The 23792-nt window shown below is 74.4% G+C and carries 21 protein-coding genes; 14 read left to right on the top strand and 7 right to left on the bottom strand.

Annotated elements, in window-relative coordinates:
* The first annotated feature begins 71 nt into the window (after positions 1–71).
* From FRZ03_RS35940 to FRZ03_RS35955, 4 genes are all read left to right on the top strand, one after another.
* On the top strand, positions 72–968 hold the full coding sequence (locus FRZ03_RS35940) for a glycosyltransferase family 2 protein (protein WP_146469258.1): 897 nt from the start codon (positions 72–74) through the stop codon (positions 966–968).
* A 713-nt stretch (positions 969–1681) separates the two neighbouring features.
* A complete protein-coding gene (locus tag FRZ03_RS35945; RefSeq protein ID WP_261399488.1) occupies positions 1682–2926 on the top strand; it encodes an ANTAR domain-containing protein in 1245 nt (414 codons plus the stop codon).
* Between the two features lie 89 nt (positions 2927–3015).
* Positions 3016–3210, top strand: coding sequence for a hypothetical protein (locus FRZ03_RS35950; protein ID WP_146469259.1), 195 nt, complete (start codon positions 3016–3018; stop codon positions 3208–3210).
* A gap of 123 nt (positions 3211–3333) precedes the next feature.
* Complete coding sequence (locus FRZ03_RS35955; RefSeq protein WP_146469260.1) at positions 3334–3789, top strand: RpiB/LacA/LacB family sugar-phosphate isomerase; 456 nt, start codon at positions 3334–3336, stop codon at positions 3787–3789.
* Between the two features lie 53 nt (positions 3790–3842).
* On the opposite strand, the gene FRZ03_RS35960 is transcribed toward FRZ03_RS35955, so the two are convergent.
* Positions 3843–4208, bottom strand: a complete 366-nt coding sequence (locus FRZ03_RS35960; RefSeq protein WP_186785802.1) for a DUF6479 family protein — start codon at positions 4206–4208, stop codon at positions 3843–3845.
* 115 nt (positions 4209–4323) lie between these two features.
* Between FRZ03_RS35960 and FRZ03_RS35965 the strand changes: the two genes are divergently transcribed.
* Complete coding sequence (locus FRZ03_RS35965) at positions 4324–4698, top strand: four-helix bundle copper-binding protein (RefSeq protein ID WP_146469261.1); 375 nt, start codon at positions 4324–4326, stop codon at positions 4696–4698.
* A gap of 253 nt (positions 4699–4951) precedes the next feature.
* The gene (locus FRZ03_RS35970) at positions 4952–6244 is read left to right on the top strand and encodes a PP2C family protein-serine/threonine phosphatase (protein WP_261399489.1); all 1293 of its coding nucleotides are present in this window, start codon (positions 4952–4954) and stop codon (positions 6242–6244) included.
* A gap of 71 nt (positions 6245–6315) precedes the next feature.
* Here FRZ03_RS35970 and FRZ03_RS35975 read toward each other — a convergent pair whose 3' ends face one another.
* Complete coding sequence (locus tag FRZ03_RS35975; protein ID WP_146469263.1) at positions 6316–7236, bottom strand: PfkB family carbohydrate kinase; 921 nt, start codon at positions 7234–7236, stop codon at positions 6316–6318.
* A 124-nt stretch (positions 7237–7360) separates the two neighbouring features.
* On the opposite strand from FRZ03_RS35975, the gene FRZ03_RS35980 reads away from it, so the two are divergent.
* Entirely contained in the window at positions 7361–8926 is a 1566-nt protein-coding gene (locus tag FRZ03_RS35980) for a phytoene desaturase family protein (protein ID WP_146469264.1), read from the top strand.
* A 332-nt stretch (positions 8927–9258) separates the two neighbouring features.
* Positions 9259–10758, top strand: coding sequence for a fatty acyl-CoA synthetase (locus FRZ03_RS35985; protein WP_146469265.1), 1500 nt, complete (start codon positions 9259–9261; stop codon positions 10756–10758).
* 65 nt (positions 10759–10823) lie between these two features.
* Here FRZ03_RS35985 and paaK read toward each other — a convergent pair whose 3' ends face one another.
* Positions 10824–12134, bottom strand: a complete 1311-nt coding sequence (paaK, locus tag FRZ03_RS35990) for a phenylacetate--CoA ligase PaaK (RefSeq protein WP_146469266.1) — start codon at positions 12132–12134, stop codon at positions 10824–10826.
* Between the two features lie 197 nt (positions 12135–12331).
* On the opposite strand from paaK, the gene FRZ03_RS35995 reads away from it, so the two are divergent.
* The gene (locus FRZ03_RS35995; RefSeq protein ID WP_146469267.1) at positions 12332–13225 is read left to right on the top strand and encodes an alpha/beta fold hydrolase; all 894 of its coding nucleotides are present in this window, start codon (positions 12332–12334) and stop codon (positions 13223–13225) included.
* A 366-nt stretch (positions 13226–13591) separates the two neighbouring features.
* Positions 13592–13834, top strand: coding sequence for a DUF397 domain-containing protein (locus tag FRZ03_RS36000; protein WP_146469268.1), 243 nt, complete (start codon positions 13592–13594; stop codon positions 13832–13834).
* 2 nt (positions 13835–13836) lie between these two features.
* Here the strand turns inward: FRZ03_RS36000 and FRZ03_RS36005 are convergent, their stop codons facing one another.
* The gene (locus tag FRZ03_RS36005; protein ID WP_146469269.1) at positions 13837–14262 is read right to left on the bottom strand and encodes a MarR family winged helix-turn-helix transcriptional regulator; all 426 of its coding nucleotides are present in this window, start codon (positions 14260–14262) and stop codon (positions 13837–13839) included.
* Between the two features lie 184 nt (positions 14263–14446).
* Here FRZ03_RS36005 and FRZ03_RS36010 point away from each other — a divergent pair, with 184 nt between their 5' ends.
* The 3 genes from FRZ03_RS36010 (at position 14447) to FRZ03_RS36020 (ending at position 16822) form a co-directional block, all read left to right on the top strand.
* The gene (locus FRZ03_RS36010) at positions 14447–15100 is read left to right on the top strand and encodes an MBL fold metallo-hydrolase (RefSeq protein WP_146469270.1); all 654 of its coding nucleotides are present in this window, start codon (positions 14447–14449) and stop codon (positions 15098–15100) included.
* Between the two features lie 136 nt (positions 15101–15236).
* Positions 15237–16136, top strand: coding sequence for a universal stress protein (locus FRZ03_RS36015; RefSeq protein ID WP_146469271.1), 900 nt, complete (start codon positions 15237–15239; stop codon positions 16134–16136).
* A 188-nt stretch (positions 16137–16324) separates the two neighbouring features.
* Positions 16325–16822, top strand: coding sequence for a glycosyltransferase family protein (locus FRZ03_RS36020; RefSeq protein ID WP_146469272.1), 498 nt, complete (start codon positions 16325–16327; stop codon positions 16820–16822).
* A 15-nt stretch (positions 16823–16837) separates the two neighbouring features.
* On the opposite strand, the gene FRZ03_RS36025 is transcribed toward FRZ03_RS36020, so the two are convergent.
* The gene (locus FRZ03_RS36025; protein WP_186785803.1) at positions 16838–18808 is read right to left on the bottom strand and encodes an N-acetylmuramoyl-L-alanine amidase; all 1971 of its coding nucleotides are present in this window, start codon (positions 18806–18808) and stop codon (positions 16838–16840) included.
* 268 nt (positions 18809–19076) lie between these two features.
* Positions 19077–20222: an aminoglycoside phosphotransferase family protein gene (locus FRZ03_RS36030; RefSeq protein ID WP_146469273.1), complete on the bottom strand. Its 1146-nt coding sequence runs from the start codon at positions 20220–20222 to the stop codon at positions 19077–19079.
* 247 nt (positions 20223–20469) lie between these two features.
* Here FRZ03_RS36030 and FRZ03_RS36035 point away from each other — a divergent pair, with 247 nt between their 5' ends.
* Positions 20470–21963 (top strand): DNA-binding protein NsdB, encoded by a 1494-nt coding sequence (locus FRZ03_RS36035; RefSeq protein ID WP_146469274.1) that lies wholly within the window; start codon positions 20470–20472, stop codon positions 21961–21963.
* Positions 21964–22043: 80 nt separating this feature from the next.
* Here FRZ03_RS36035 and FRZ03_RS36040 read toward each other — a convergent pair whose 3' ends face one another.
* The gene (locus FRZ03_RS36040; protein ID WP_146469275.1) at positions 22044–23465 is read right to left on the bottom strand and encodes a PP2C family protein-serine/threonine phosphatase; all 1422 of its coding nucleotides are present in this window, start codon (positions 23463–23465) and stop codon (positions 22044–22046) included.
* Positions 23466–23792: the final 327 nt, after the last annotated feature.

Below are 23792 nucleotides of genomic sequence, written 5' to 3' on the forward strand. Positions count from 1 at the left end.
GAAGCACTCCGGGGACCCGCCGGGGCGGGGCCGGCCGGCCGGGGCGACCGGGACGAGGAGGACGCCGCACCATGAACCGCACCCCCACGACCGTCGTCGTCATCACCCACAACCGGCGCGCCGAACTGCTGCGCACCCTCGCCGAGTTGCGGCGGCTGCCCGAGCGGCCCCGGGTCATCGTCACCGACAACGCCTCGACGGACGACACCGCCGGGGCCGTCGCCCGGGACTTCCCGGAGACGACCCTGCTGCGTCCGGGTCGCAACCTCGGGGCCGTCGGCCGCAACCTGGCCGTCCGGCACGTCCGCACGCCCTACGTGGCGTTCTGCGACGACGACTCCTGGTGGGAGCCCGGCAGCCTCGCCCGCGCCGCCGAACTGCTCGATACCCGGCCCCGGCTCGCGGCCGTCACCGCGCGGATCGTCGTGGAGCCGGAGGGCACCGAGGACCCGGTCGTGCGCGAACTGCGCGAATCGCCCCTGCCCGGCCCCGACTGGCTCCCCGGACCGGCCCTCGGCTCCTTCCTCGCCGCCGCCACGGTGATGCGCACCGACGCCTTCCGCGCGGGCGGCGGCTTCCACCCCGGGCTGTGGCTCGGCGGCGAGGAGGAACTGCTCGCCTGCGACCTGCTGCGCCAGGGCTGGTGGTTCGCCTACGCGGAGGAACTCACCGTCCACCACCAGGCCTCCCGGCTGCGCGACAGCACGGCCCGGCGCGTCCTCGGCCTGCGCAACACCCTGTGGTTCACCTGGCTGCGCCGCCCGCTCCTGCCCGCGCTGCGCCGCACCGGGCACCTGATCCGCACGGTGCCCCACGACGCCGCCTCCGCCCGCGCCTTCGCCCACGCCACCGCCGGACTGCCCTGGGTGCTGCGCCAGCGCGACCCCGTACCGCCGGAGCTGGAACACCGCCTGGCCGCCCTGGAACGCGCCCGCCGGACCTCCCCCGCCCGCCGCTACATCGGCTGACGGACCCGCCGCGCCGACGGGTCCGGTCCGGGTGTTCCGACGCATGCCGCGCCGACGGGTCCGGTCCGGGTGTTCGGTGCGTGCCGTGCCGACCTGTCCGGCACCGGCGTCCGTTGCCCTGCCGATGGGCCCCGTTCCCGTGTGCCGTGCATGCCTGCCGACGGTCCGGTTCCCGTGCGCCGTTGCGTGCTCCGCCGACGGGTTTGGTCCCGGTTCCGCGAATACCGCGCCGACCTGTCCGGCACCGGTGTCCGTTGCCCCGCCGACGGGTCCGGTCCCGGTGTTCCGCGCATGCCGACCGACGTGCCCGGCACCGGCGTCCGCTGCCCTGCCGACCGGCCCGGTTCCCGTGCGCCGTGCATGCCCCGCCGACGGGCCCGGTCCCGGCGTCGCCGCGCACGCCCCGCCGCTCACCGGCCGCCCGGCCGGCCCGGTCCGACACGCCCGGGCCACAGTCGTTGCGCGGCGGACGGGCGCGCGGGCACAGTGAGGGACCGGTCATGACGCGGCCGGCGGCGCGCACGGCCGGCCTCCGGCTGCACGCGACCCGGCATCCGCCCCGCACCCCCCACGGCCCCACCGGCTCCGCCGGACCGGTGCCCGCCCGAGTGCGGTTGAGAGACCGGCGTCCGCCGTGCAAGGTGGTGGTTCAAGGTCAGATTCCTGGCCGGGAAGCGGCCGTAGGCCCTTACTCGACCTGCCCGGGTGATGCCATGAAAGCCTCTTCCCCGCGGCCGGGCGCACCGGCCCCCCTCGTGATCGAGTCCTCCGTCGTGGAGGGACTGCCGGCCGAGGGCGCCCTGCTGTTGCGCATGTCCGGCACCCTGGACGCGCGCGGCGCCCAGGCCTGGTCCGAGGAACTGCGCGGCCATCTGGCCCGGGCGGACCGCGCCGGACTGCGGCCGGTCCTCGACATGGCCCACGTCCAGCTCGGCGGCGCCGCCGTCCTGCGCACGCTCAGCGAGACGACCCGGGTACGCGCCGGCCGCCCGGACCTGATCATCGTCCGGGCCCGCCCGGGCGTCCGCGAGGCGGTGCACCTGGCCAGACTGGAGGGCGTCCAGCTGTACGCCACCCTGGACGAGGCCCTGCGCGAACTGGCCCGCGCCGCCTCCCGGGTGGAGGAACTGCCCGCCTGGCGCTCGCAGATGGCGGACCCGCTGCGTCCGTCGTACCAGGACCTGCACCAGGAGGTCCGCGCCCTGCGCGCCCGGGTGCGCACCGCTCCCGTGATCGGCATGGCCCAGGGCATGATCATGGCCCGCTACGGACTGCCCGACACCGGCGGCGCCTTCCGGGTGCTGCGCGAGACCTCCCAGCGGTTCAACGTGCCGCTGCGGATCCTCGCCGCCGCCGTGGTCGTGGCCCGCCCGCCCGACGGCACGACCTGGTTCCCGGGCCGCCGCCCTCTTCCCCTGCCCCCGCTGCGGATCCTCGCCCGCGCGGGGCGCGACCCCCGCTACCGGGGTCAGATGATCGAGGCCGTGCTCCACGAGGCGCTGGCCATCGCGCGAGCCCCCGCCGGACACGTGCTGTCCGTCGACCCCGCCGTGAACGCGCTCGCGCTGGAGACCCGGTACGGCGGCGCGGACGCCTATCTGGACCACCTGGGGCGCGGCCGGACCGACGGCACGGCCGAGGCGGTCGCCCGCACCCGGGGCCGACGGGTGAGCATGCCCGACGTGGCCACCGACGCGTTGCTGTCCGAGGACGGTCGGCGCGCGCTGCTCGCCGCGGGCGCCCGGGCGCTCCAGTGCGTCCCCGTCCTGTCCTCGGCCGGCTGCTGCACCGCTCTGCTCACCGTGCACTGGCCCGACGCCGGTCACCGGCCGGCCTCCCCCCAGGCCGAGGCCCTCGACCTGCTCGCCGCCGACACCGCGGCCTGGCTGGCCTGGTACCACCGCACGGTCCTGCTCGACGCCCTCGAACACCTTCACCAGCGGCTCACCCGCCCCTGAGCAGCCCCTGAGCCGGATGCGTCACCCGCGCACCCCTGGGAACCCGGGCGGCGCACGAGATCACGCACCACCCGGAGGGAGTCCGGCGCATGTCCAATCCGCAGCAGCCCGAACAGCGGCGCAGTGACAAGGGGGGCGCCACCCCGCAGGACAGCGGTGAGCTCAAGGCCCGCCAGACGTCCGGCCGGGGCGCGGGTGCCCGTCCGCACGGCTCGGACAAGGGCGAGAAGGGCGGGGGCGAGGGCGGCGGAGTGCCTCCGGCGCAGCAGCCCGACCACCCCTGAACACCCGTCCGCCGTCCCTCGCGACGACGCCCCTTCCCACCGGACCCCGGCAGCTGCATCCCCGCGTGCCGGGGTCCTGCCCTGTCCGCGCCGGGCGCGGAGCCGACGGGCTACCCTCCCGGTATGCGGATCTCCGTCTCCTCCGACATGGACGAACCCGTCGCGCGCCGGCTCGTGGCCGAGCTGCGGCGGCGCGGGCACGCGGTACGGACGCACGGCGCGCTGCGCGAGGGAGCCGACCCGCAGTGGGCGGTCTGCTCGGAGGCGGCTGCCCGGGACGTGGCCGACGGGACGGCCGATCAGGCGGTGGTGTGCTGCTGGACCGGCACCGGCGCGTCCATCGCGGCGAACAAGGTGCCCGGCGTGCGCGCCGCCCTGTGCCCGGACGCCGCCACGGCGGACGGCGCGCGCCGCTGGAACGACGCCAACGTCCTCGCCCTGAGCCTGCGCCTGACCTCGGAACCGCTGCTGACGGAGATCCTGGACGCCTGGTTCGCGGCCGAGCCCAGCCAGGACCCGGAAGACGTACGGAACGTGGCCCGCGTCGGCCGCCTCGACGCCGCCCGGCAAGAGGCCTGAAACGGCGTACGGCAGCCCGATGCGGGCCCGGGTCCGGTGGTGTCCCCGCGGGTTCAGTGGGCGCCGAGCCCGCCGCCCCCGAAGGACCCGCTGGAACCGCTGCTCCAGCGCGGGCGCTTCTGCTCCTCGCTCGTCTTGGAGTCCACGTTGCCCAGCTCGTAGGGGGTGAGCGGACGACCGCCCTTGGGTGTCTTGGGAACCTCCTGGTAGTCCCGGTTCTCCCGGATCTCGTGCACCGGTCCCTCGGGCGGCAGCTTCGGCTGCTCCTCGGGCCGGGGGCGGGGCGACTCGCGGTACTTCACCCGCGAGGTCATCCAGAAGCCGCCGGCGAGCAGTGCCAGCAGGCCGACGGCCACGACGAAGAGAACGAGGCTCATCAGGCCGCTCGGCGCGGCCAACTGCATCGGTGCGGTGTTCATAGCAGAGGGATACCCCGCCCGAAAGGGTACGAATCGAACCAATCGGGCATCATTCGCGTCCGGTCGTGGTAAGGGGTGGTGGTTTGCCCTCTGCCGCCGGGGCTACCCGCACGACGTGACCCCGCAGACCTCGCAGCAGCAGCTCTACCGGTTCCTCGAGGACCGCTTCACCTGTGCCCAGGCGTGCACGGAGTGTGCCCGGGCCTGCTCGGTACGGGTGAGCCTGGTCGACCCGGGCGGCACCGAGCGCCAGGAACGGGTGCGCCGGGTCGGCATCATGTGCGCCGAGGTGTGCGACACCACCTGCCGGCTGCTGTGCGAGGAGAACCGCCAGGACGAGGAGGGAATCCGGGGCCGCGTCGACTGGTGCCGCCAGGTCTGCCTGGAATGCGCCGGCGCGTTCGACGACCATCCCGGCGCCGAATCGGCCGCGGCCGCCTGCCGCGCCTGCGCCGCCGCCTGCTCCGACTTCCTGGAAACCCTGGCCTGACCAGTCGGCCCGGTTCGCTCCGGCCCGCCGCCCCGCGATGCGCCCCCGGTCGCCGTCTCCGGTTTCCGCAGGACGTTCCAAGACGTTCCACGGCCCCGGCCCGCCGAAGGGCGCGGCGCCGGCCGGAGCCGGCGCGCGCCGTGATCAGCCACCCGGCCCGTGCGCCGCGCTGACGGCCGCCGTCGGTGGTGGAATCTGCGTAGGGACACGGTCACGGTGCGCGCGACCGGTCCTTCGGCGCAGGAGGAGAGTGATGAGGCAAGAGCCGCCGCCTCCGGCGGCGACCTCCGGGGAGCTGCCGCCGGAGGTGGCCGCCGCCCGGCTGCGGCTGCTCGCCGACGTGAGCCGCGCACTGGCGTCGGGGCTGGACGCGGAGGAGTCGCTGCGCCGCCTCGCCCGGCTCGTGGTGCCGCAGCTGGCCGACGCCTGCGTCGTCGACGTGATCGAAGGCGAAGGGGTGCGCCGTCTCACGGTCACGGACCGGGACGCCGAACGGGCGCTGCGGGTGCTGTCCGGCGGCGTCCTCCCCGGCCCCGACGACTCGGCCTGCGCCCTGGCGAAGGTGCTGCGCGGAGGGGGACCCGTGCTGGTGACCGACTTCGGCGCGGCCGATCCCGGCGATCCGCTCCGTTCCGCGCAGTGGGCCCTGTACCGCACACTGGGCGCCCGCAGCGTGCTGATCGTGCCCATGCGGGTACGGCGCCAGGAACTGGGCGCGCTCACCTTCGTCCGCCGTACGCAGCTCCCGTTCGACGAGCAGGAGCAGGCGCTCGCCGCCGACCTCGGCCACCGCGCGGCCCTCGCGCTGGACAACGCGCGCCTGTACGCCATGCAGGAACACACCGCCGAACAGCTCCAGTTGTCCCTGCTGCCCGATCTGACCGGCCTCGCCCACCTCCGGCTCGCCACCAGCTATCTGGCCGCCCGGGAGCGGGCCGAGGTGGGCGGCGACTGGTACGACGCCTTTCCGCTGCCCGACGGCTCGGCCGTCCTCGCCATCGGGGACGTCGTCGGCCACGATCTGGCGGCCGCCGTGCGCATGGGCCAACTGCGCAACATGCTGCGCGCCCTCGCCTACGACAGGGGCGACGACCCGGCGGGAGTCATGTGCCGATTGGACCGGGTGATGCAGGGCCTGACCGGCATCGAGCTGGTCACGGCCGTCATCGCCCGCGTCGAGACCCCCGATGCCGGGCCCTGGCGGCTGACCTGGACCAACGCCGGCCACCTCCCGCCGCTGCTGGCCCAGCCCGACGGCCGCACCACGCTGCTGGAGGAAGGCCACGCCCCCATCCTGGGCGTCGATCCGGAACTGCCCCGGGAGACCGCGAGCACCGTCCTGCCGCCCGGCTCCACCCTGCTGCTGTACACCGACGGCCTCGTCGAGCGCCCCGGCGAGGACATCGGCCGCGGTCTGACCCGGTTGCGCCAGCACGCGGCGGCGCTGGCCCACGAGCCGCTGCCCGTCTTCCGTGACGAACTCCTGGAACGGATGAGCGACGTCCAGCACGACGACGTGGCGGTGCTGGCGCTGCGCGTCCCATGAGGGGCCGCCCCCGGTGATCGGCGCCCGGGATTCGTCAGGCCGCCTGCGCGGAGGCCGACGCGCCAGGACTCTCAGGCCGCCTTCTCCGCGGCCGACCCGTCCGCCCGCGCGAGGAGTTCGTCCCGTCCGATGGCCTCGGCCCGGGTCGAGGGCACCGTGCACGCGTGGGCGCCCGCGACGGTGCCGTAGCGGGCGCAGCGCAGCGGGCCCGCGCCGTCCAGCCAGCCCATCAGGAAGGCGGCGGCGAAGGCGTCGCCCGCGCCGTTGGAGTCCACGACGGGCGCGGGCGGGGCCACCGCCGGCACATGGGTGAGGTCGCCGTCCACCAGCAGGTACGTGCCCTCGGCCCCGGCGGTGGCCACCACGATCCGGGCCCGGCCGCGCGCCGCGATGTCCCGCATGGTGCGCTCGTGGTCGGCCAGCGCGGTGGTCGACAGGAAGACCAGGTCCGCGCCGAGCGCGAACGGCTCGTGGTACGGGTTGGCGCCGTCCCAGTCGTGCAGGTCCGTCGAGATGGTCGGCCCGGCCTCGCGCAACACCGGCAGGGCGTGCGCGCACGGGTGGGTGATCACCACATGGGCGTGCCGGCTCGCGGCGGCCAGGGTGCGCAGCGTGTCCTCGGGCAGCCGGTCGGACTCCTCGGCGCGGGTGTCGTCGTACAGGGACAGCCGCCGCCCGTCCGGGCCGACCAGGTTGACCGCGCGCTTGGTGCCCGCGGCCGAGGGCACCGCGGTGAGCGGGATGTCCCACTCCCGGTGCAGCGCCCGCACCAGGTCGCCCTCGGGATCGGCGCCGACCAGGTCGATGTGGTGGGTGCGCAGGCCCAGGGCGCGCACGCCGAGCGCGACGAAGTCCCCGCTCTGTCCGGCGCGGGTCACGATGCCCGGCCGGACCATGTAGCTGTCGGCGTAGGGGAGCGGCAGCTCGGGGACGTGGACGACGGTGTCCACGCCCGCGCCGCCCAGGACGAGTACGTCGGTCTCGATGGCCATGGGGGGAGTCAAGCAGCCGACCGCACCGCTGGCAAGAACTTGCTGAAATTTTCAGCAAGTTGCTCCCGTGACCGGGCCGCGCGGGTGTCTGGCCGTCGCGGATCACCGCGTGTTACGAAGGACCATGTCCGCGAACGAGGGAACCCGCGCGTACGACGCCGTCATCGTGGGCGGCGGCCACAACGGCCTGGTCGCCGCCGCCTATCTGGCCCGGGCCGGGCGCTCCGTGCTGGTGCTGGAGCGACTCGGCCACACCGGCGGGGCCGCCGTCTCCACCCGGCCGTTCACCGGGGTGGACGCCCGCCTGTCGCGCTACTCCTACCTGGTCAGCCTGCTGCCACCGAAGATCGTGAGCGACCTCGGCCTCGACTTCCGCGTCCGCACCCGCACCATCTCCTCGTACACCCCCGTCGAACGCGCGGGCCGGCCCACCGGACTGCTGGTCGGTGGCGGCGCGGAGCGCACCCGGGCGGCCTTCGCCCGGCTGACCGGCGGGGAGCGCGAACACGCCGCCTGGCAGCGCTTCTACGGCATGACCGGCCGCGTCGCCCGGCGCGTCTTCCCGACCCTCACCGAGCCCCTGCCCACCCGGGACGAACTGCGCCGCCGCATCGACGACGAGGCCGCCTGGCGCGCCCTGTTCGAGGAGCCGATCGGAGTCGCCGTGGAGGAGCACTTCGCGGACGACCTGGTGCGGGGCGTGGCGCTCACCGACGCCCTGATCGGCACCTTCGCCGACGCCCACGACCCCTCCCTGGTCCAGAACCGCTGCTTCCTCTACCACGTCATCGGCGGCGGCACCGGCGCCTGGGACGTGCCCGTGGGCGGTATGGGCGCCCTCACCGACGCCCTCGCGGCGGCGGCCCGCGCGGCCGGCGCGGTGCTCGCGACCGGGCACGAGGCGGTCCGGATCGACACCGGCGCCGACGGCGCCGAGGTCGCCTACCGCACCGCCGACGGCGAGGGCGTCGCGGCCGCCCGGCACGTCCTGGTGGGCGCCTCCCCGCGGGAACTGGCCGCCCTCACCGGCGAGACGCCCCCCGAGCCCGCCGAAGGCGCCCAGCTCAAGGTCAACATGCTGCTCACCCGGCTGCCGAGGCTCCGCGACCCGGCCGTCGACCCCCGCGAAGCCTTCTCCGGCACCTTCCACGTCGCCGAGGGATACGACCAACTGGCCGCCGCCCACGCCCAGGCCGCCGCCGGCGAACTCCCCGCCGTCCCGCCCTGCGAGATCTACTGCCACTCCCTGACCGACCCCACCATCCTCGGCCCCGAACTCGCCGGACGCGGCCACCAGACCCTCACCCTGTTCGGGCTGCACACCCCGGCCCGGCTCTTCGCCGAGGACAACGACGCGGCGCGCGAGCGCCTGCTGGCGTCCACCCTCGCCCAGCTCGACGCCCACCTCGCCGAACCCCTCGCCGACTGTCTGGCCACCGACGCCGACGGCCGCCCGTGCATCGAGGCGAAGACCCCGCTCGACCTGGAGCGGGACCTGCGGCTGCCCGGCGGCAACATCTTCCACCGCCCGCTGTCCTGGCCCTACGTCCAGGAAGGCACGGGCCGCTGGGGTGTGGAGACCGCGCACCCGCGCGTCCTGCTGTGCGGCGCGGGTGCCGTGCGCGGGGGCGGGGTGAGCGGCGTGCCCGGGCACAACGCGGCGATGGCCGTGCTGGAGCAGCAGAACTGACGCCGCGTCAGGAAGCCGTTGTCGTCGCGGACGCCGCCGCCTTCGGCGTGCCGCACGACGACCGGGGTGGGGAGGCGAAGCCCGTGGTGGAACCGGCCGAAGGGCACCCACCGGGACCGGAGCCGGCCGCGGCACCCTCTCGACGGCCGCGCGCACCGGCTCCCAGCGGCCCACAGGCGCCGGCTCCGTCGCCGAGCCGCCCCGCGGCCCCGACGGCAAGCTCCCGCACGGCGGCTGTGCGCCCCCTGCCGACCGGGGCGGCCCCGGCCGGTCCGATCCGCCGGCGTCCCGCTCCTTGACCCGGCCGCCCGGCGGACCGAGGATCGGCGGTCATGAGGCACGGACACGGCAGCACGGTCGACGCGATGCTGCGGCGCAGCGCCCGCCGCACCCCCACCCGGGTCGCGGTGGAGTACGGCGCACGGAGCTGGACGTACGGGGAACTGGACGACGCGGTCTCCCGCGCCGCCGCGCTGCTGCTGGCCGAGGGCCTCGCCCCCGGCGACCGGGTCGGCGCCTACGGCCACAACTCGGACGCCTATCTGATCGCCTTCCTCGGCTGCGCCCGCGCGGGACTCGTCCACGTCCCGGTCAACCACCACCTCACCGGCGACGACCTGGCCTACGTCGTCGGCCAGTCCGGCAGCGCCCTGGTACTCGCCGACCCCGGCCTCGCCGGTCAACTTCCGCCCGACGCACGAGTGTTGCCGCTGCGGGACCGCGACGACTCGTTCCTGACCCGGCTCGCGGCCACCCCGCCGTACGACGGCCCCGGACCGTCCGCCGAGGACCTGGCGCAGCTGCTGTACACCTCCGGCACGACGGCGCTGCCCAAGGGCGCGATGATGACGCACCGGGCCCTGGTGCACGAGTATCTGAGCGCCATCACCGCCCTGGACCTGCGGCCCGGCGACCGCCCCGCGCACGCGCTGCCGCTGTACCACTCGGCGCAGCTGCACGTCTTCCTGCTGCCCTGCCTCGCGGTCGGCGCGACCAACGTCATCCTGGACGCGCCGGACGGGGACCTGCTGTTCGACCTGATCGAGGCCGGCCGGGTGGACAGCCTGTTCGCGCCGCCCACCGTGTGGATCGCCCTGGCCAACCGGCACGACTTCGCCACCCGGGACCTCGGCGGGCTGCGCAAGGCGTACTACGGCGCCTCCATCATGCCCGTGCCCGTCCTGGAGCGGCTGCGCGCGCGGCTGCCGGACCTCGCCCTCTACAACTGCTTCGGGCAGAGCGAGATCGGCCCGCTCGCCACGGTCCTCGGCCCCGCCGAGCACGAGGGCCGCCTGGACTCCTGCGGGCGCCCGGTGCTCTTCGTGGAGGCACGAGTGGTCGACGAACGCGGGGAAGAGGTGCCTGACGGCACCACGGGCGAGATCGTCTACCGCTCACCGCAGTTGTGCGAGGGCTACTGGGGCAAGCCCGAGGAGACCGAGGAGGCCTTCCGGGACGGCTGGTTCCACTCCGGCGACCTCGCCGTCCGGGACGCCGACGGCTGCTTCACCATCGTCGACCGGGTGAAGGACGTCATCAACTCCGGTGGCGTCCTGGTGGCTTCACGCCAGGTCGAGGACGCCCTCTACACCCATGAGGCGGTGGCGGAGGCCGCCGTGATCGGCCTGCCCGACGAACGGTGGATCGAGGCCGTCACGGCGGTCGTCGTCCCGCGCGGCGAGGTGACGGAGGAGCAACTCATCGCGCACGTACGGGAGAAGCTGCCGTCCTTCAAGGCGCCCAAGCGGATCCTGTTCGTGACCGCGCTGCCCCGCAACGCCAGCGGGAAGATCCTCAAGCGCGACCTGCGGGACCGCTTCGGGCGGACCTGAGACCGGCCCGCCCGGCCTTGGGGCCTCTCGTTTGGATCATGCCGGGCTGATCCAAACGAAAGACCCTAGCCCTGCCCGGCCTCGCGCGGCCGCAGGTCCACGATGCGGCGGATCTTGCCGACCGAGCGCTCCAGGGACTCCGGCTCCACGATCTCCACGTCCACCGAGACACCGATGCCGTTCTTCACCTCGGTCGCGATGGACCGGACCGCGGCCTCCCGCGCCTCCGGGGTGGCGCCCGGGCGGGCCTCGGCGCGCACGGTGAGCGAGTCCATCCGGCCCTCCCGCGTCAGCCGCAGCTGGAAGTGCGGCGCCACCCCGGGCGTGCGCAGCACGATCTCCTCGATCTGCGTGGGGAACAGATTGACCCCGCGCAGGATCACCAGGTCGTCGCTGCGCCCCGAGATCTTCTCCATCCGCCGGAACACCCGGGCGGTACCGGGCAGCAGCCGGGTCAGGTCCCGGGTCCGGTACCGGACGATCGGCATGGCCTCCTTGGTCAGCGAGGTGAACACCAGCTCGCCCCGCTCGCCCTCCGGCAGCACCTCGCCGGTGATCGGGTCGACCACCTCCGGGTAGAAGTGGTCCTCCCAGACGGTCAGCCCGTCCTTGGTCTCCACGCACTCCTGGGCCACCCCGGGGCCGACCACCTCGGACAGTCCGTAGATGTCCACGGCGTCGATCGCGAACCGCTCCTCGATCTCCCGCCGCATCTGCTCGGTCCAGGGCTCGGCCCCGAAGATCCCCACCCGCAGCGCCGTCTGGCGCGGGTCCACGCCCTGGCGCTCGAACTCGTCCAGGAGCGTCAGCATGTAGGAGGGCGTCACCATGATCACGGCCGGTTCCAGGTCCTGGATCAGCCGCACCTGCCGGGCGGTCATCCCGCCGGACGCCGGGACGACCGTACAGCCCAGGCGCTCCGCCCCGTAGTGGGCGCCCAGGCCCCCGGTGAACAGCCCGTACCCGTACGCCACGTGCACCACGTCGCCGGGGCGCCCGCCGGCCGCCCGGATGGAGCGGGCCACCATGTCGGCCCACATGGACAGGTCGTTGTCGGTGTACCCGACCAGGGTGGGCAGCCCGGTCGTCCCGCTGGAGGCGTGCAGCCGGCGGACGCGCTCCCGGGGCACGGCGAACATCCCGTAGGGGTAGTTCGCCCGCAGGTCCGCCTTGGTGGTGAAGGGGAAGCGGGCGAGATCCGCGAGCGACCGGCAGTCCTCCGGGCGGACCCCCGCCTTGTCGAAGGACTCCCGGTAGAACGGCACGTGCTCGTACGCGTGCCGCAGCGAGGCGCGCAGCCGCTCCAGCTGAAGCGTCCGCAACTCCTCGGGGCCGAGCCGTTCGCCCGCGTCGAGCAGATCCCTCGCATCCGCCATCGGCACGTCTCCTTACCAACCGCACATTCCGGACGACCGATCATTCGGTCGAACTGTTCGGGGCCAGTAATTCAGGATCCGGGGGTTTCAGACAAGGGGGCTGCGGAGATTTTCCGGGCCGGACGCGGGACGGCACGGCATGCCGCCCACCGGAAAGGCGTTGCGGCGGAGCGTCCCGGGCCCCGACCATCGTGTTCATGCCGACCTTCACCACGGCCGACGGCACCCGGCTCGCCCACCACCTGCGGGGCGACGGCGAAACGCTCGCCGTCCTCCCCGGCGGCCCCATGCGCGCCTCCGCCTACCTCGGGGACCTGGGCGGACTCACCACCCACCGCCGGCTCGCCCTGCTGGACCTGCGGGGCACCGGCGACTCCGCGGCGCCGGCCGACCCGGCGACCTACCGCTGCGACCGCATGGTGGCGGACGTGGAGGCCTGGCGCGACCACCTGTCCCTGGACCGCATGGACCTGCTCGCCCACTCCGCGGGCGCGGCCGCGGCGATGCTGTACGCGGCGCGCCATCCGCACCGGATCAGGCGCCTGGTCCTGATCACCCCCAACCCGTCCGCCCTCGGCCTGCGCGCCACCCCGGACGACCGGCTGGCCGCCGCGCGGCTGCGGGCGCACGAGCCGTGGTTCGCCGAGGCGTACCCCGCCTTCCGGGACTGGCTCGCCGGCGAGGCGGACTTCGACGAGGTGATCCTGCCGTTCTTCCACGGCCGCTGGGACGACACCGCGAGGGCGCACGCGGCCGCCGAGGAGGCGCAGACCAACGACGAGGCCGGCGAACGGTACTTCGCCGAGGGCGCCTTCACCCCGGCCGCGACCCGGGCCGCCCTCGCCGAACTGACGGCGCCGGTCCTGGTGTACGCGGGCGAGTACGACGGCGGGCCGCGCCCCGCGCTCGCCCGCCGCGCCGCCGAGGCCTTCCCGAACGCCGAGGTCACCGTCCAGAGCGGCGCCGGCCACTACCCCTGGCTGGACGACCCGGACACGTTCCGCGGCCGGATCACGGCCTTCCTCGACCGCACCTCCCCCCGGGCCCGGCCGTCGGGGGAAAAGGCGACCCCGCCCCGAACCGCCCGCTAGCGCGCCGACAGCGAGGGCGCCACCTGCGGGGTTCAGGCCGTCCGGGCCATGGCTCGCCGGGGCGCCGCAACGGCCGCCGATGCGCGCCGACTTGCGCGGCCGTGGTGTCGGACGGGGCGTGCGGCGGGCGTCCGGGTGCCGACCTGCGTCGCGTCCCGCAGGGCTGATTCATGGGCGGCACCGAGATCCTCCGGGGCGTCCGCGGGGCGCTCGGGCACGCGTCCGGCGGGGCTCGCCGTTCTTCGCCGTGCGGCTGGTGGGCGCCGCGCCGCCGGAGCGCCGAACGTCCTCCCCACGTGGGCTGTCGGGCACCGGGAGCGGTCGCTAGGCTGAGCCGCGCACGACGACACCGGGAGGAGCACGGACGTGGCCGACAGCACCACCCAGCAGCAGCCGCTCGTGGGCTGGGACAAGCCGAACCTGGACCTCAGCAAGGCCGAGTGGCAGTCCAGCAGCCGAGGTCTGGGCGATGTCCAGATCGCCTTCGTCGAGGGCTTCATCGCGATGCGCAACAGCGACCGCCCGGAGAGCCCCTCCCTGATCTTCACCCCCGCCGAGTGGGGCGCCTTCGTCTCCGGGGCGCGCGAGGGCGAGTTCGACCTGACCTGAACCTACCTGGCCGTCAGGCGCGCGGTCAGACGCGACAGCAGGGGCAGCGCCGCCGCGAGCGTCTCCCGCTCTTCGCGGTCGAGGACTTCGCCGATCGCGGCGCCGAGAGAGGCCGCACGCCTTCGGCGCTCCTCGGCCAGCCGGCCGCTCCCCGCCGGTGTGAGGTGGAGCAGGAGCTTGCGCCCGTCACGGGGGTGGGCCTCCGCGCGCACCAGGCCCTGCCCGAGGAGTTCCTTGACCGCCTTGGCGGCCGACTGGTGGCTGACTCGCCGCTGTTGTGCGATGTCGGCGGTGGTCAGCGGGCCGCCGCGGTCCAGGTAGCCCAGGACGGCGGCCTCGCCGGGTGGCATCGTGTCGGCGGTGCGCACGGCGCGCACGAGCTGCCCGACGGTCAACCGGAGTTCTTCGGCCAGTGCGTCGTCGTCCATGGCCCCGCCGTCCTTTCCCGCATGGAGCGCCAAACTGTACACCTCGGGTGCACACTTTTCCGCGCCGGACGAAGGCGGGCGAAGGTGTGCCCGGTCGCGTCGACGGGGATCGGTGTGCGCTCATTATCTACAATCAAGTTGTACAGTCTGGTTGTAGATATTCCCCGGGTCGGGAGAGGACCCCATGAAGCTCACCAAGCACGCCCACGCCTGCGTCACGCTCGAAAAGGGCGACACCCGCCTGGTCATCGACCCCGGCACCTTCACTCCGGAGGCGGCCGAAGCCGTCGCCCGCGCGCACGCCGTCCTGATCACCCATGAACACTTCGACCACTTCGACGAAAAGCTCGTCGCCGCCGCGCTCGAAGCCCGGCCCGGGCTGCACGTCTACGGCACAGCCGCCGTCGCGGCCGCCCTCGGCGGCCATGGCGGGCACGGTGGCCGCGTCCACGCCGTCGCCGCGGGCGACACCTTCCGCGTCGGCGCCCTCACCGCCACCGTCCACGGCCACCGCCACGCGCCGATCCACGCCGACATCCCGTGCCCCGACAACGTCGGCTACCTCCTCGACGACGGAGCCGTCTACCACCCCGGCGACGCCTACTTCGTGCCCGACGCCCCCGTCCGCACCCTCCTGCTCCCGACCAGCGGCCCATGGACCAAGCTCGGTGAAGCCGCCGACTTCGTCCGCGCCGTCGAGCCCGAGCGCGTCATCCAGATCCACGAACTCATGCTCAGTGAACTCGGCCGGCGGTCCACCGCCGATCTCCTCGGCGAGAAGGGCCTGACCGGCCTTCCGATCGAACGCCCGGAGCCCGGCACCACCGTCGAGCCGTAGGCCGCCGGACCCCGGGGAGCGTGCGCTCCGCGGCCCTGCGCACCGGCGACCCTCGCCCCTCTCGGTGCGCCGCCGGGGCCGGTGCCTGAGAGGCTGGTCCCGACAACGGAAGGTCGCGTTCCGGAGGTGAGGAAGCATGAGCACTGCGCCGGTCGTCGCCGCGGTCGACGGTTCCGAGGACAGCGTGCGCGCCCTGGAGTGGGCCGCGGACGCCGCCCGGCGCCGCGCGGCACCGCTGCGGGTGGTCCATGTGCGCCAGTACGCCGCCTGGGGCCAGACCGACGTCCTGGTGGCCGGACCGCCCGAACCGGAGGCCGACGCCGTCCTCGACGAGGCGCGCGCCGGACTCGGCGACCGGGCGCCGCAGGCCGTGGAGTACGTCACGCTGGAGGGGGCGCCCGGTGCGGTGCTGCCCGAACTCGGCGCCGAGGCCCTGCTGCTGGTGCTCGGCTCCCGGGGGCGCGGCGGCTTCGCCAGCCTGCTGCTCGGCTCCAACAGCCTCGCCGCCGCGCGGGACGCGCAGTGCCCGGTGGTCGTCGTGCCCCGGCCCGGCCGGGAGGTGCACGGCGAGGGACCGGCCGAGCCCGGGCCCCGGGTGGTCGTCGGCCTGAACGTCGACAGCCCCGACGACGCCACCCTCGCCTTCGCCTTCACCGAGGCGGCCCTGCGCGACGCCCGCCTCCAGGTGCTCGCCGCCTACCCGTGGCCCCTCCAGACCTGGTCCGCGCCGGGCCAGCTGGTGCCGCCCATGCCCGACCAGGAGGCCATCGAGAGCGAGACCCGCAGCCTCGCCGAGGGCTTCCTCGCCCCGCACCGCGAGCACCACCCGGGCGTCCGCGCCGATGCCGAGGCCGTCCCCGGCGACGCGGCCGGCAACCTCGTCGCCGCCTCCCGCGACGCCGACCTGGTCGTCGTCGGCCGCCACCGCCGCCGTCTGCTGGCCCCGGCCCGCATGATCGGCTCCGTCACCCAGGCCGTCCTCCTCCACGCGGCGAGCCCCGTCGCGGTCCTGCCCCCGGCTCCCGAGGGCGACTGACGGGGGAGGGGGCGCGTCCCGACCGGTCGCGGCCCGGGGCTCCGGGGCGTCGAGGCGGCGAGGCGCGCGGGTGATGCGTACACGCCTTCCCCGGCCGCCCCTTGTCGCCCGGCCGGCACCCTCGCGCCCCGTCCCCCTCCGGGCGCCCACAGGTCTCCCGCTCCTGCCCGGGCACGTACCATGGCCGCATGTCGTTCCTCCGCCGCCGCAGCGCCACTCCCGCCGGACCCGACTTCGACGTGCTGGCCATGGACCCGGGCGACTGGCCGGGCAACCTCGGTGCGGGGCTGCTGCCCGCGCCCGACGGCACCTGCCAGGGTGTCTTCCTGCGCTACGACCTCTTCGGCGGGCGCGGCCCCGCGATGATCATCGGCAATCTGCCGGAGGGCTCCCCGGCCCGCGAGGTCGCCGAGGGGGAGATCCCCTTCGAGGTGGGCCAGCTGCTGCTGGCGCTGGAGAACGACGAGGAGGTCACCGTCGCCGGCACCGAGGACACCCCCGTCCTCCAGGGCGACAACCTGCTCATCGTGCGCCGGCTCAAGCTCTCCGAGAGCCGGATCTCCTGTGTGCAGTTCGACCGCAGCGACGGCGTCCTCGTGACCATCGCGGCCTGGGACCGCCCCATCACGGACGACCTGTACGCCCTGCTGAAGCCGCTCCCGGCGGAGCTTTTCCAGCAGGGCTGAGGCCCGCGGCCGTGGCTAACCGGCCGAGTTCTCCACCGTCACGTCCGCCGCGCGGACGAAGCCGACCCGGTGGCCGTACTGGATCTCGTAGTACAGGTCCTTGCCCTGTACGACCTGGTGCGACTCGGGCGTGAAGGTCACCGAGTAGAAGTACTCGCCCGGCATCTCGTCACCGACCACGTACTTCTGCCCGGCCGGGATCGTGTACGGCAGGGACACCACCGACTGGACGGGCACCCCCGCCGGGTAGGCGGTCTTCTCCGGGTAGGCGCGGCCGTACACCGGGATGCTGGTCAGCCCGTCCTTCGGAGTGATCACCAGTCCCTTGGCGGAGACCGCCGCCGGATGCGCGGCCGGGTTCTGGAACCAGGCCTTCTGCCCGAGGTACCAGATGGCCGTCCAGTCGCCCCAGCGGTCGGCGACCGCGTACTGCTGGCCGGTGGAGACCCGCGAGGACAGGTCGTTGACGTCGGCGGTCGGCGCCCTGCCGAGCCCGATGTCCTTGATCAGCGGCGCGTCGACGTCGTGGTCCGAGTACAGCCGCACCTCGCTGGAGGCGTGCGCCGCGCAGGGCTCGCCCGCGGTCTCGCAGCCCGTGTAGACCGGCTGGTTGGTGGCGTAGTCGGGCCGGATCGTGACCAGTCCGCCGTGCTTGCCCGCCGTCTTCTTGAACGGGTGCCCGAGCAGCTGGAAGTAGTGCGCCCAGTCCCAGTACGGCCCCGGGTCGGTGTGCATCCCCGGGACGCTGGACGCCGTCGGCCCGGGCACGTTGTCATGGCCCAGGATGTGCTGCCGGTCCAGCGGGATGCCGAACCTCGCGGACAGGTACTTCACCAGCCGCGCCGAGGACCGGTACATCGCCTCCGTGAACCAGGCGTCCGGGTCGGTGAGGAAGCCCTCGTGCTCGATGCCGATCGAGCGGGAGTTGACGTCCCAGTTGCCCGCGTGCCAGGCCACGTCCTTCGCCTTGACGTGCTGGGCGATCAGCCCGTCGGTGGAGCGGATGGTGTAGTTCCAGGACACGTAGGTCGGGTCCTGGATCAGGTTCAGCACCCCGTCCCAGGCGCCCTCGGTGTCATGGATGACGATGTACTTGATCCGCTGCGACGCCGGCCGGTCGCCGAGGTCGTGGTTGCCGTAGTCGTTGTCGCCGAACTGCGCGTACGCCGCCGGCAGCCACTCGCAGGACACCGACTTCGGACACTCGGCGCCGTCGTCCCCGGCCGGGCGCAGACCGGTCCGCGCGAGCTGCGCGGTGTCCGGGGCGAGAGAGGGCTCGGCGGTGAGGGCGACGTGCTGGCCGGCGTCCGTGGTACGCCGCTCACCACTGCGCAGCACGTCGTACACGTCGTTCGCGTACGCCGCCGCGGTCGCCGTGTCGTCGGCACCGGAGAAACGGGCCACCGCGCCGTACCAGTCGGCCGGGTCGGCGCTGAGCGGCTCGCCCAGCTGCCGCTGCGCGGCGGCCAGCAGGGCGGCGCCGCCGGACACGTTGGCCGCCGGATCGGTGCGCAGCCTCGCGGCCGGGATGCCGGTCAGTTCCGCCGCCCGGGGCAGCGTCTTCAGCCGGTCCGGCAGCGCGGAGTCGGCCGGCACCGTCGCCCGGGGGACCAGGGCGGGGCGCGCGTCGTCGCCGCGGGCGTCCTCGGTGCCGTCGGCGAAGTGCTCGGTGGTGGCGATCGCGGTCCGGGCGTCGGTGAGGTGCATCGGGCCGTAGCCGCCGGAGACGCTGGGCGCGCCGCCGTGGGAGTCCCAGCGGGACTGGAGGTAGGAGACGGCCAGCAGCACGCTCTGCGGCACGTGGTACTCGGTGGACGCGGCGGCGAACGCGGACTGGAGCCGGTCCGGGGCCGGGTCCGGGGCGCTCTGGGCGGGGGCCGCGCCGAAGAGCGGCAGCAGCAGGGCCGCCGCCGCGAGCGGCACGGCGGCCCGCCGCAGATGTCTGTGGCCGGGGGCGGACGGTGAGTCAGTGGCGGAACCTCGCAATGCGGCCTCCTGTGACGGGCGGGCGTGGCGGGGCGTGCGGCGCCGAGCTGGGTCAGTGGTATCGGCTCGCCGACGATCCGTCAATGATGCCTTCACCGCCGAGATTTCCCACGTCACAAAGGGTTTCGGCGAGTTTCGCCGCGACGGGGGCCGGGCCTGCGGGGCGTCAGTGGAGTAGACCAATAAGGAACCTTCGGTCCCGGGACGCGCACAGCGCGAGGTCCGCGGTGCGCCGCCGCTGCGGGCGCACCGCGGACCCTTGTCCCCGTCAGCGGGTGCCGACCGCCGCGCGCACCGCCTTGCGGGCCGTCTGGCAGTCGTCGTGCAGCCGCCTGAGCAGCAGCCGCTGCTCCTCGCCGGACGGCACGGCACCCGGATGGGCGAGGCCCGGTGCCACCGGGGCCGGGTCCTGCATCGAACGCTGTACGGCCGTCTCGTACCGGCGGATCTCCCGGGTCAGCAGCAGCATCAGGTTCACCAGGAAGGCGTCCCGGGAGGCCGGGCCCGCCGACTGGGCGATCTGGCTGATCTGCCGCCGGGCCGCGGGGGCCTGCCCGAGCACCAGCCACAGCGTGGCCAGGTCGTAGCCCGGCAGGTACCAGCCCGCGTGCTCCCAGTCGACCAGCACCGGACCGGCCGGGGAGAGCAGCATGTTCGACAGCAGCGCGTCGCCGTGGCAGAACTGGAGCATGCCCTGGCGGCCCACCTCGTGCGCGATGCCGTGCAGCAGCTTCTGGAGGTCGCCGAGGTCCCGGTCGGTGAGCAGCCCCAGCTCGTGGTCGCGCGAGAGCCGGGCGGCGTAGTCCAGCGGCATGTCGAACAGGCCGGCCGGGGGCCGCCAGGCGTTCACCCGGCAGACCGCGCCGAGCGCCGCCCGGATGTCCGCGCGCGGGGGCGCCTCCACCGGATGCCGCTGGAGCGCCGCCACCCGGCCCGGCATCCGCTCGATGACCAGGGTGCAGTTGTCCGGATCCGCCGCGATCAGCCGGGGCACCCGGACCGGAGGCCGGTGCCGGACGAACGAGCGGTACACGGCTATTTCGTGCCTGCTGCGCTCCGCCCCTGCGGGCGAGTGGTCCAGCAGGCACTTGGCGACGGCCGTGGCGCGTCCCGTCGTACCGACGAACAGCACGGACCGGCCGCTGCGCCGCAGGACCTGGACCGGCGCGAACTCCGGGCAGATCCGCTGCACCGCGGCGATCGCCGAGCGCAGCTGGGCGCCCTGGGGGCCGGACAGGTCGAGTCTCCCGCTCAGCGGTTGGGCGCCGGGCTGGCCCGGGATCCGCCGCGGCCGGGGCGCGCCCAGCACGGGGCCGCCCGGACGCACCGCCGGGTCGAGATACGGTCCGCCGCCCGCCGGGCGGGGGCGCAACGGCCTGGGCGGGGCGGACACGGAGGACGTTGCCGCGTACATGGGAGATACAGATCCCTTCGTTGCCTGCGGTGCCTGCCTGTGGGGTCCTCGCGCCGGCCCGGCCCGGGCCCCCGGGCACACCCTGGGGAATGTCCCCGGGGGGACCGGGTCGGGACGGCGCTTTCCTACCTGACACCCGATGGCCCCTGGCACACCATCTGGCGCACCCTGGCGAACCGTGGCGAATAGTCGCCCGGCAACCCTCACCCGGCTACTGTCAACTCAGCCGAGAACCTGGGGGCTTGACGTGAGCGGACGACCCAACACCCGCCTTTCGGACCTGTTCGGCCTGGCCGGCTGGTCCAAGGGCGAACTCGCGAGGCTGGTCAACAAGCAGGCGGCGGCCATGGGCCACCCCCAGCTGGCGACCGACACCTCCCGGGTCCGGCGGTGGATCGACAAGGGAGAGATCCCGCGCGATCCCGTGCCGCGGGTGCTGGCCGCCCTGTTCACCGAGCGTCTCGGCCGTGTCGTGACCATCGAGGACCTCGGTCTGGTGCGCCACGGGCGGGCAGGGAAACGGCAGGGCGACGGGATCGAGGAACATCCCGACGGAGTGCCGTGGGCGCCCGAGCGGACCGCCGCGGTCCTCACCGAATTCACGGGAATGGACCTCATGCTCAACCGACGCGGCTTGGTGGGCGCGGGTGCCGCGCTCGCCGCGGGATCCACACTCAGCAGCGCCATGCACGACTGGCTGCACACCGACCCGGTCCTCAGGGCCGACGCCCCTGCCCTCGACGACCCCCTGCACCCCGACCCCGCCGGATTCGACCGCTACGAGGCCGCCCCCATCGGGTCTCAGGAGATCGAGGAACTGGAGCGCTCCGTCGAGGTGTTCCGCGCCTGGGACGCGGCCCGTGGCGGCGGCCTCCAGCGCAAGGCGGTGGTGGGCCAGCTCAACGAGGTGGGCGGCATGCTCGCCTACCACCATCCCCCCCACCTCCAGCGGCGCCTGTGGGGCGTCGCCGCCAACCTCGCGGTCCTCGCGGGCTGGATGTCGCACGACGTCGGCCTGGAGCCCACCGCCCAGAAGTACTTCGTCATCGCCGCGCACGCCGCCCGGGAGGGCGGTGACCGGCCGCGCGCCGGCGAGGCGCTGTCCCGCGCGGCCCGTCAGATGGTCCACCTGGGCCGGCCGGACGAGGCGCTGGACCTGATGAAGCTCGCCCAGTCCGGCGCGGGCGACCGCCTCCAGCCGCGCACCAAGGCGATGTTCCACACCATCGAGGCCTGGGCGCAGGCGTCCATGGGCAAGGGCCAGGCGATGCGCCGCACCCTCGGGCAGGCGGAGGACATGTTCGTCGCCGACCGGGGCGAGGGCGAGCCGCTGGACTGGATGCAGACCTTCAAGGCCGAGGACCTGTACGGCATGCAGGCCCTGGCCTACCGCACCCTGGCGGAGTTCGACCCGGACGCGGCCGTGCACGCCCAGCACTACGCGGACAAGGCCCTGGCGCTGCGCGTCGACGGCCGGGAGCGCTCGAAGATCTTCGACCATCTCTCCATGGCCTCGGCCTGCTTCATCGCCGACGACCCGGAACAGGCCGACCGCTACGCGCGCCTCGCCCTGATGTCGATGGGGGCGAACTCCTCCCGCCGCACTTGGGACCGGCTGCGCCAGATGTACCGGCTCACCGCCCAGTACGCGGGCTACCCGAAGATCCATGAACTGCGGGAGGAGATCAGACTCGTCCTGCCCAAGCCGAGGGCGAAGGGCGAGAACCGCGCCCAGGCGTAGCGGGGGCGCCGCGCCGCTGCCGCGCCGCGGACCGGACCGTACGCCCGGAGGTCAGCTCCGATGGCCGACGGGGAATCGGCTCACGCCGTGACCCGGGCGACGAGCACACACGCGTCGTCCTCACGTCCGGCCCCGCCGAACTCCTCGACCAGCGCCCGCACACAGTCCTGCGCCGTGCGCGCCGCGCCGATCCGTGGGGCGAGGGCCAGCAGCCGGTCCGCGGCCGCCGCCCGGTCCTGCCCGGGCACCAGTCCCTCGGTGTGCAGCAGGAGCAGGTCGCCCGGGACGAGGGTCGCCTCGGCCTGCTCGTAGACGGCGCTCGTGGTGGCACCGAGGAGCACGCCCTGCGGTGCGCCGAGCACGCGCCCCGTCCCGTCGCGGTACAGCAGCGGGGCGGGGTGCCCCGCCTGCCCCCAGACCAGGGTCCGGGTGGCGGGCCGGTAGCGGCAGCAGACGGCGCTGCCCAGGGCGGGCTGCACCGTGGAGTCGAGCAACTGGTTGAGCAGGGCGAGGAGCCGCCCGGGCTGGGTGCCCGCCATCGCCATGCCCCGCACGGCGCCGAGCAGGGTCGCCATGCCCGAGGCGACGGCCACCCCGTGCCCGGTGAGGTCGCCGACGCTCAGCAGGGTCTCGCCGTCCGCCAGCTCCAGCGCGTCGTACCAGTCCCCGCCGATCGGGTCGCCGCCGTCCGGGGAGAGCCGGTGCGCGGCGAGGTCCAGGGTGGCCGGGCCCTGGTGCGGGGGCCGCAGGGAGCCGCGCCAGGGCGCCAGCACGGCCTCCTGCAACTCGGCCGCGACCCGCTGCTCGGTCCGCTCCCGGTGCCGCTGCTGCCGCAGCGAGTCGCGGGTCTCGCGCACGGCCCGCTGGCTGCGGCGCAGCGCGCTGACGTCCCGCAGCACGGCCCACATCGAGGCGGTGCCCCCGTCGGGGCCGAGCACCGGCTCGCCCATCATGTGCACGGTCCGCACCGAGGCGTCGGGCCGGCGCACCCGGAACTCGCCGTCGATCGGCCTGCCGTCGATCAGACAGCCCGTGACCATCGCGGTCAGCTTCGGGCGGTCCTCCTCCAGGACCAGCGAGGGCAGTTCGTCCAGGGTGAGGGCGGGCAGGCCGGGGTCGCGGCCGAGGATGCGGTACAGCTCCGTGGACCAGGTCGCCTCGTCCGTGAGCAGATTCCACTCCGCGCTGCCGACCCGGCTGAGCAGCGAGCCGCGCGGGGCGCGGGCGGCGGGTGCCGGGGCAGGTTCCGGAGCGGGGGGCAGTGGGGCGGGACCGTCCCGCAGCTGGGCCAAGTGGGCGTCCACGTCGTCCAGTTGGTGGAACGCGAGGTCGTACAGGGCGCGCTGCCAGCGCTCCTCGGGGTCCGGGCCGTCGGTGCGCGCGTCCCGCCGTACCGCGTCCACCTCTCCCTTGAGCCGCCGCGCCTGCCTGATCAACGCCTCGACCGGGTCGTGCCCGGGCGGCTGGGCGGCTGAGCGGTCCGCGGAGACCGGTGACGGCATTTCGCACTCCGAGAAGAGGGGGGACGGCAAGGCCTGCGGGACGGGGACCGCAACGACTGTCGCACAGCCCGCGACGCCCCGTAAGGGATTTGGCAACACACGATACGGTGGTGCTTCCGGCATATGCCAGAGTCTTCCCGGGGCGATCCCCGCACCGTGCCGACACGCCCGCTGGTTCCGCTAAGTCGTAGAGGAAATACGGGAGTTGACGGACGCACCGGACCTCCGACGACGCAGTCAACCGTTTGTTCGACGGTCCCGTGCTTTCCGGTGACCGGGTCCGGCCGGTACCCATCGAACTCTGACCGGATTTGACGGCATGCGGGA

The sequence above is a fragment of the Streptomyces misionensis genome, assembly GCF_007896895.1.
In the GTDB taxonomy this organism is placed as follows: domain Bacteria; phylum Actinomycetota; class Actinomycetes; order Streptomycetales; family Streptomycetaceae; genus Streptomyces; species Streptomyces misionensis_A.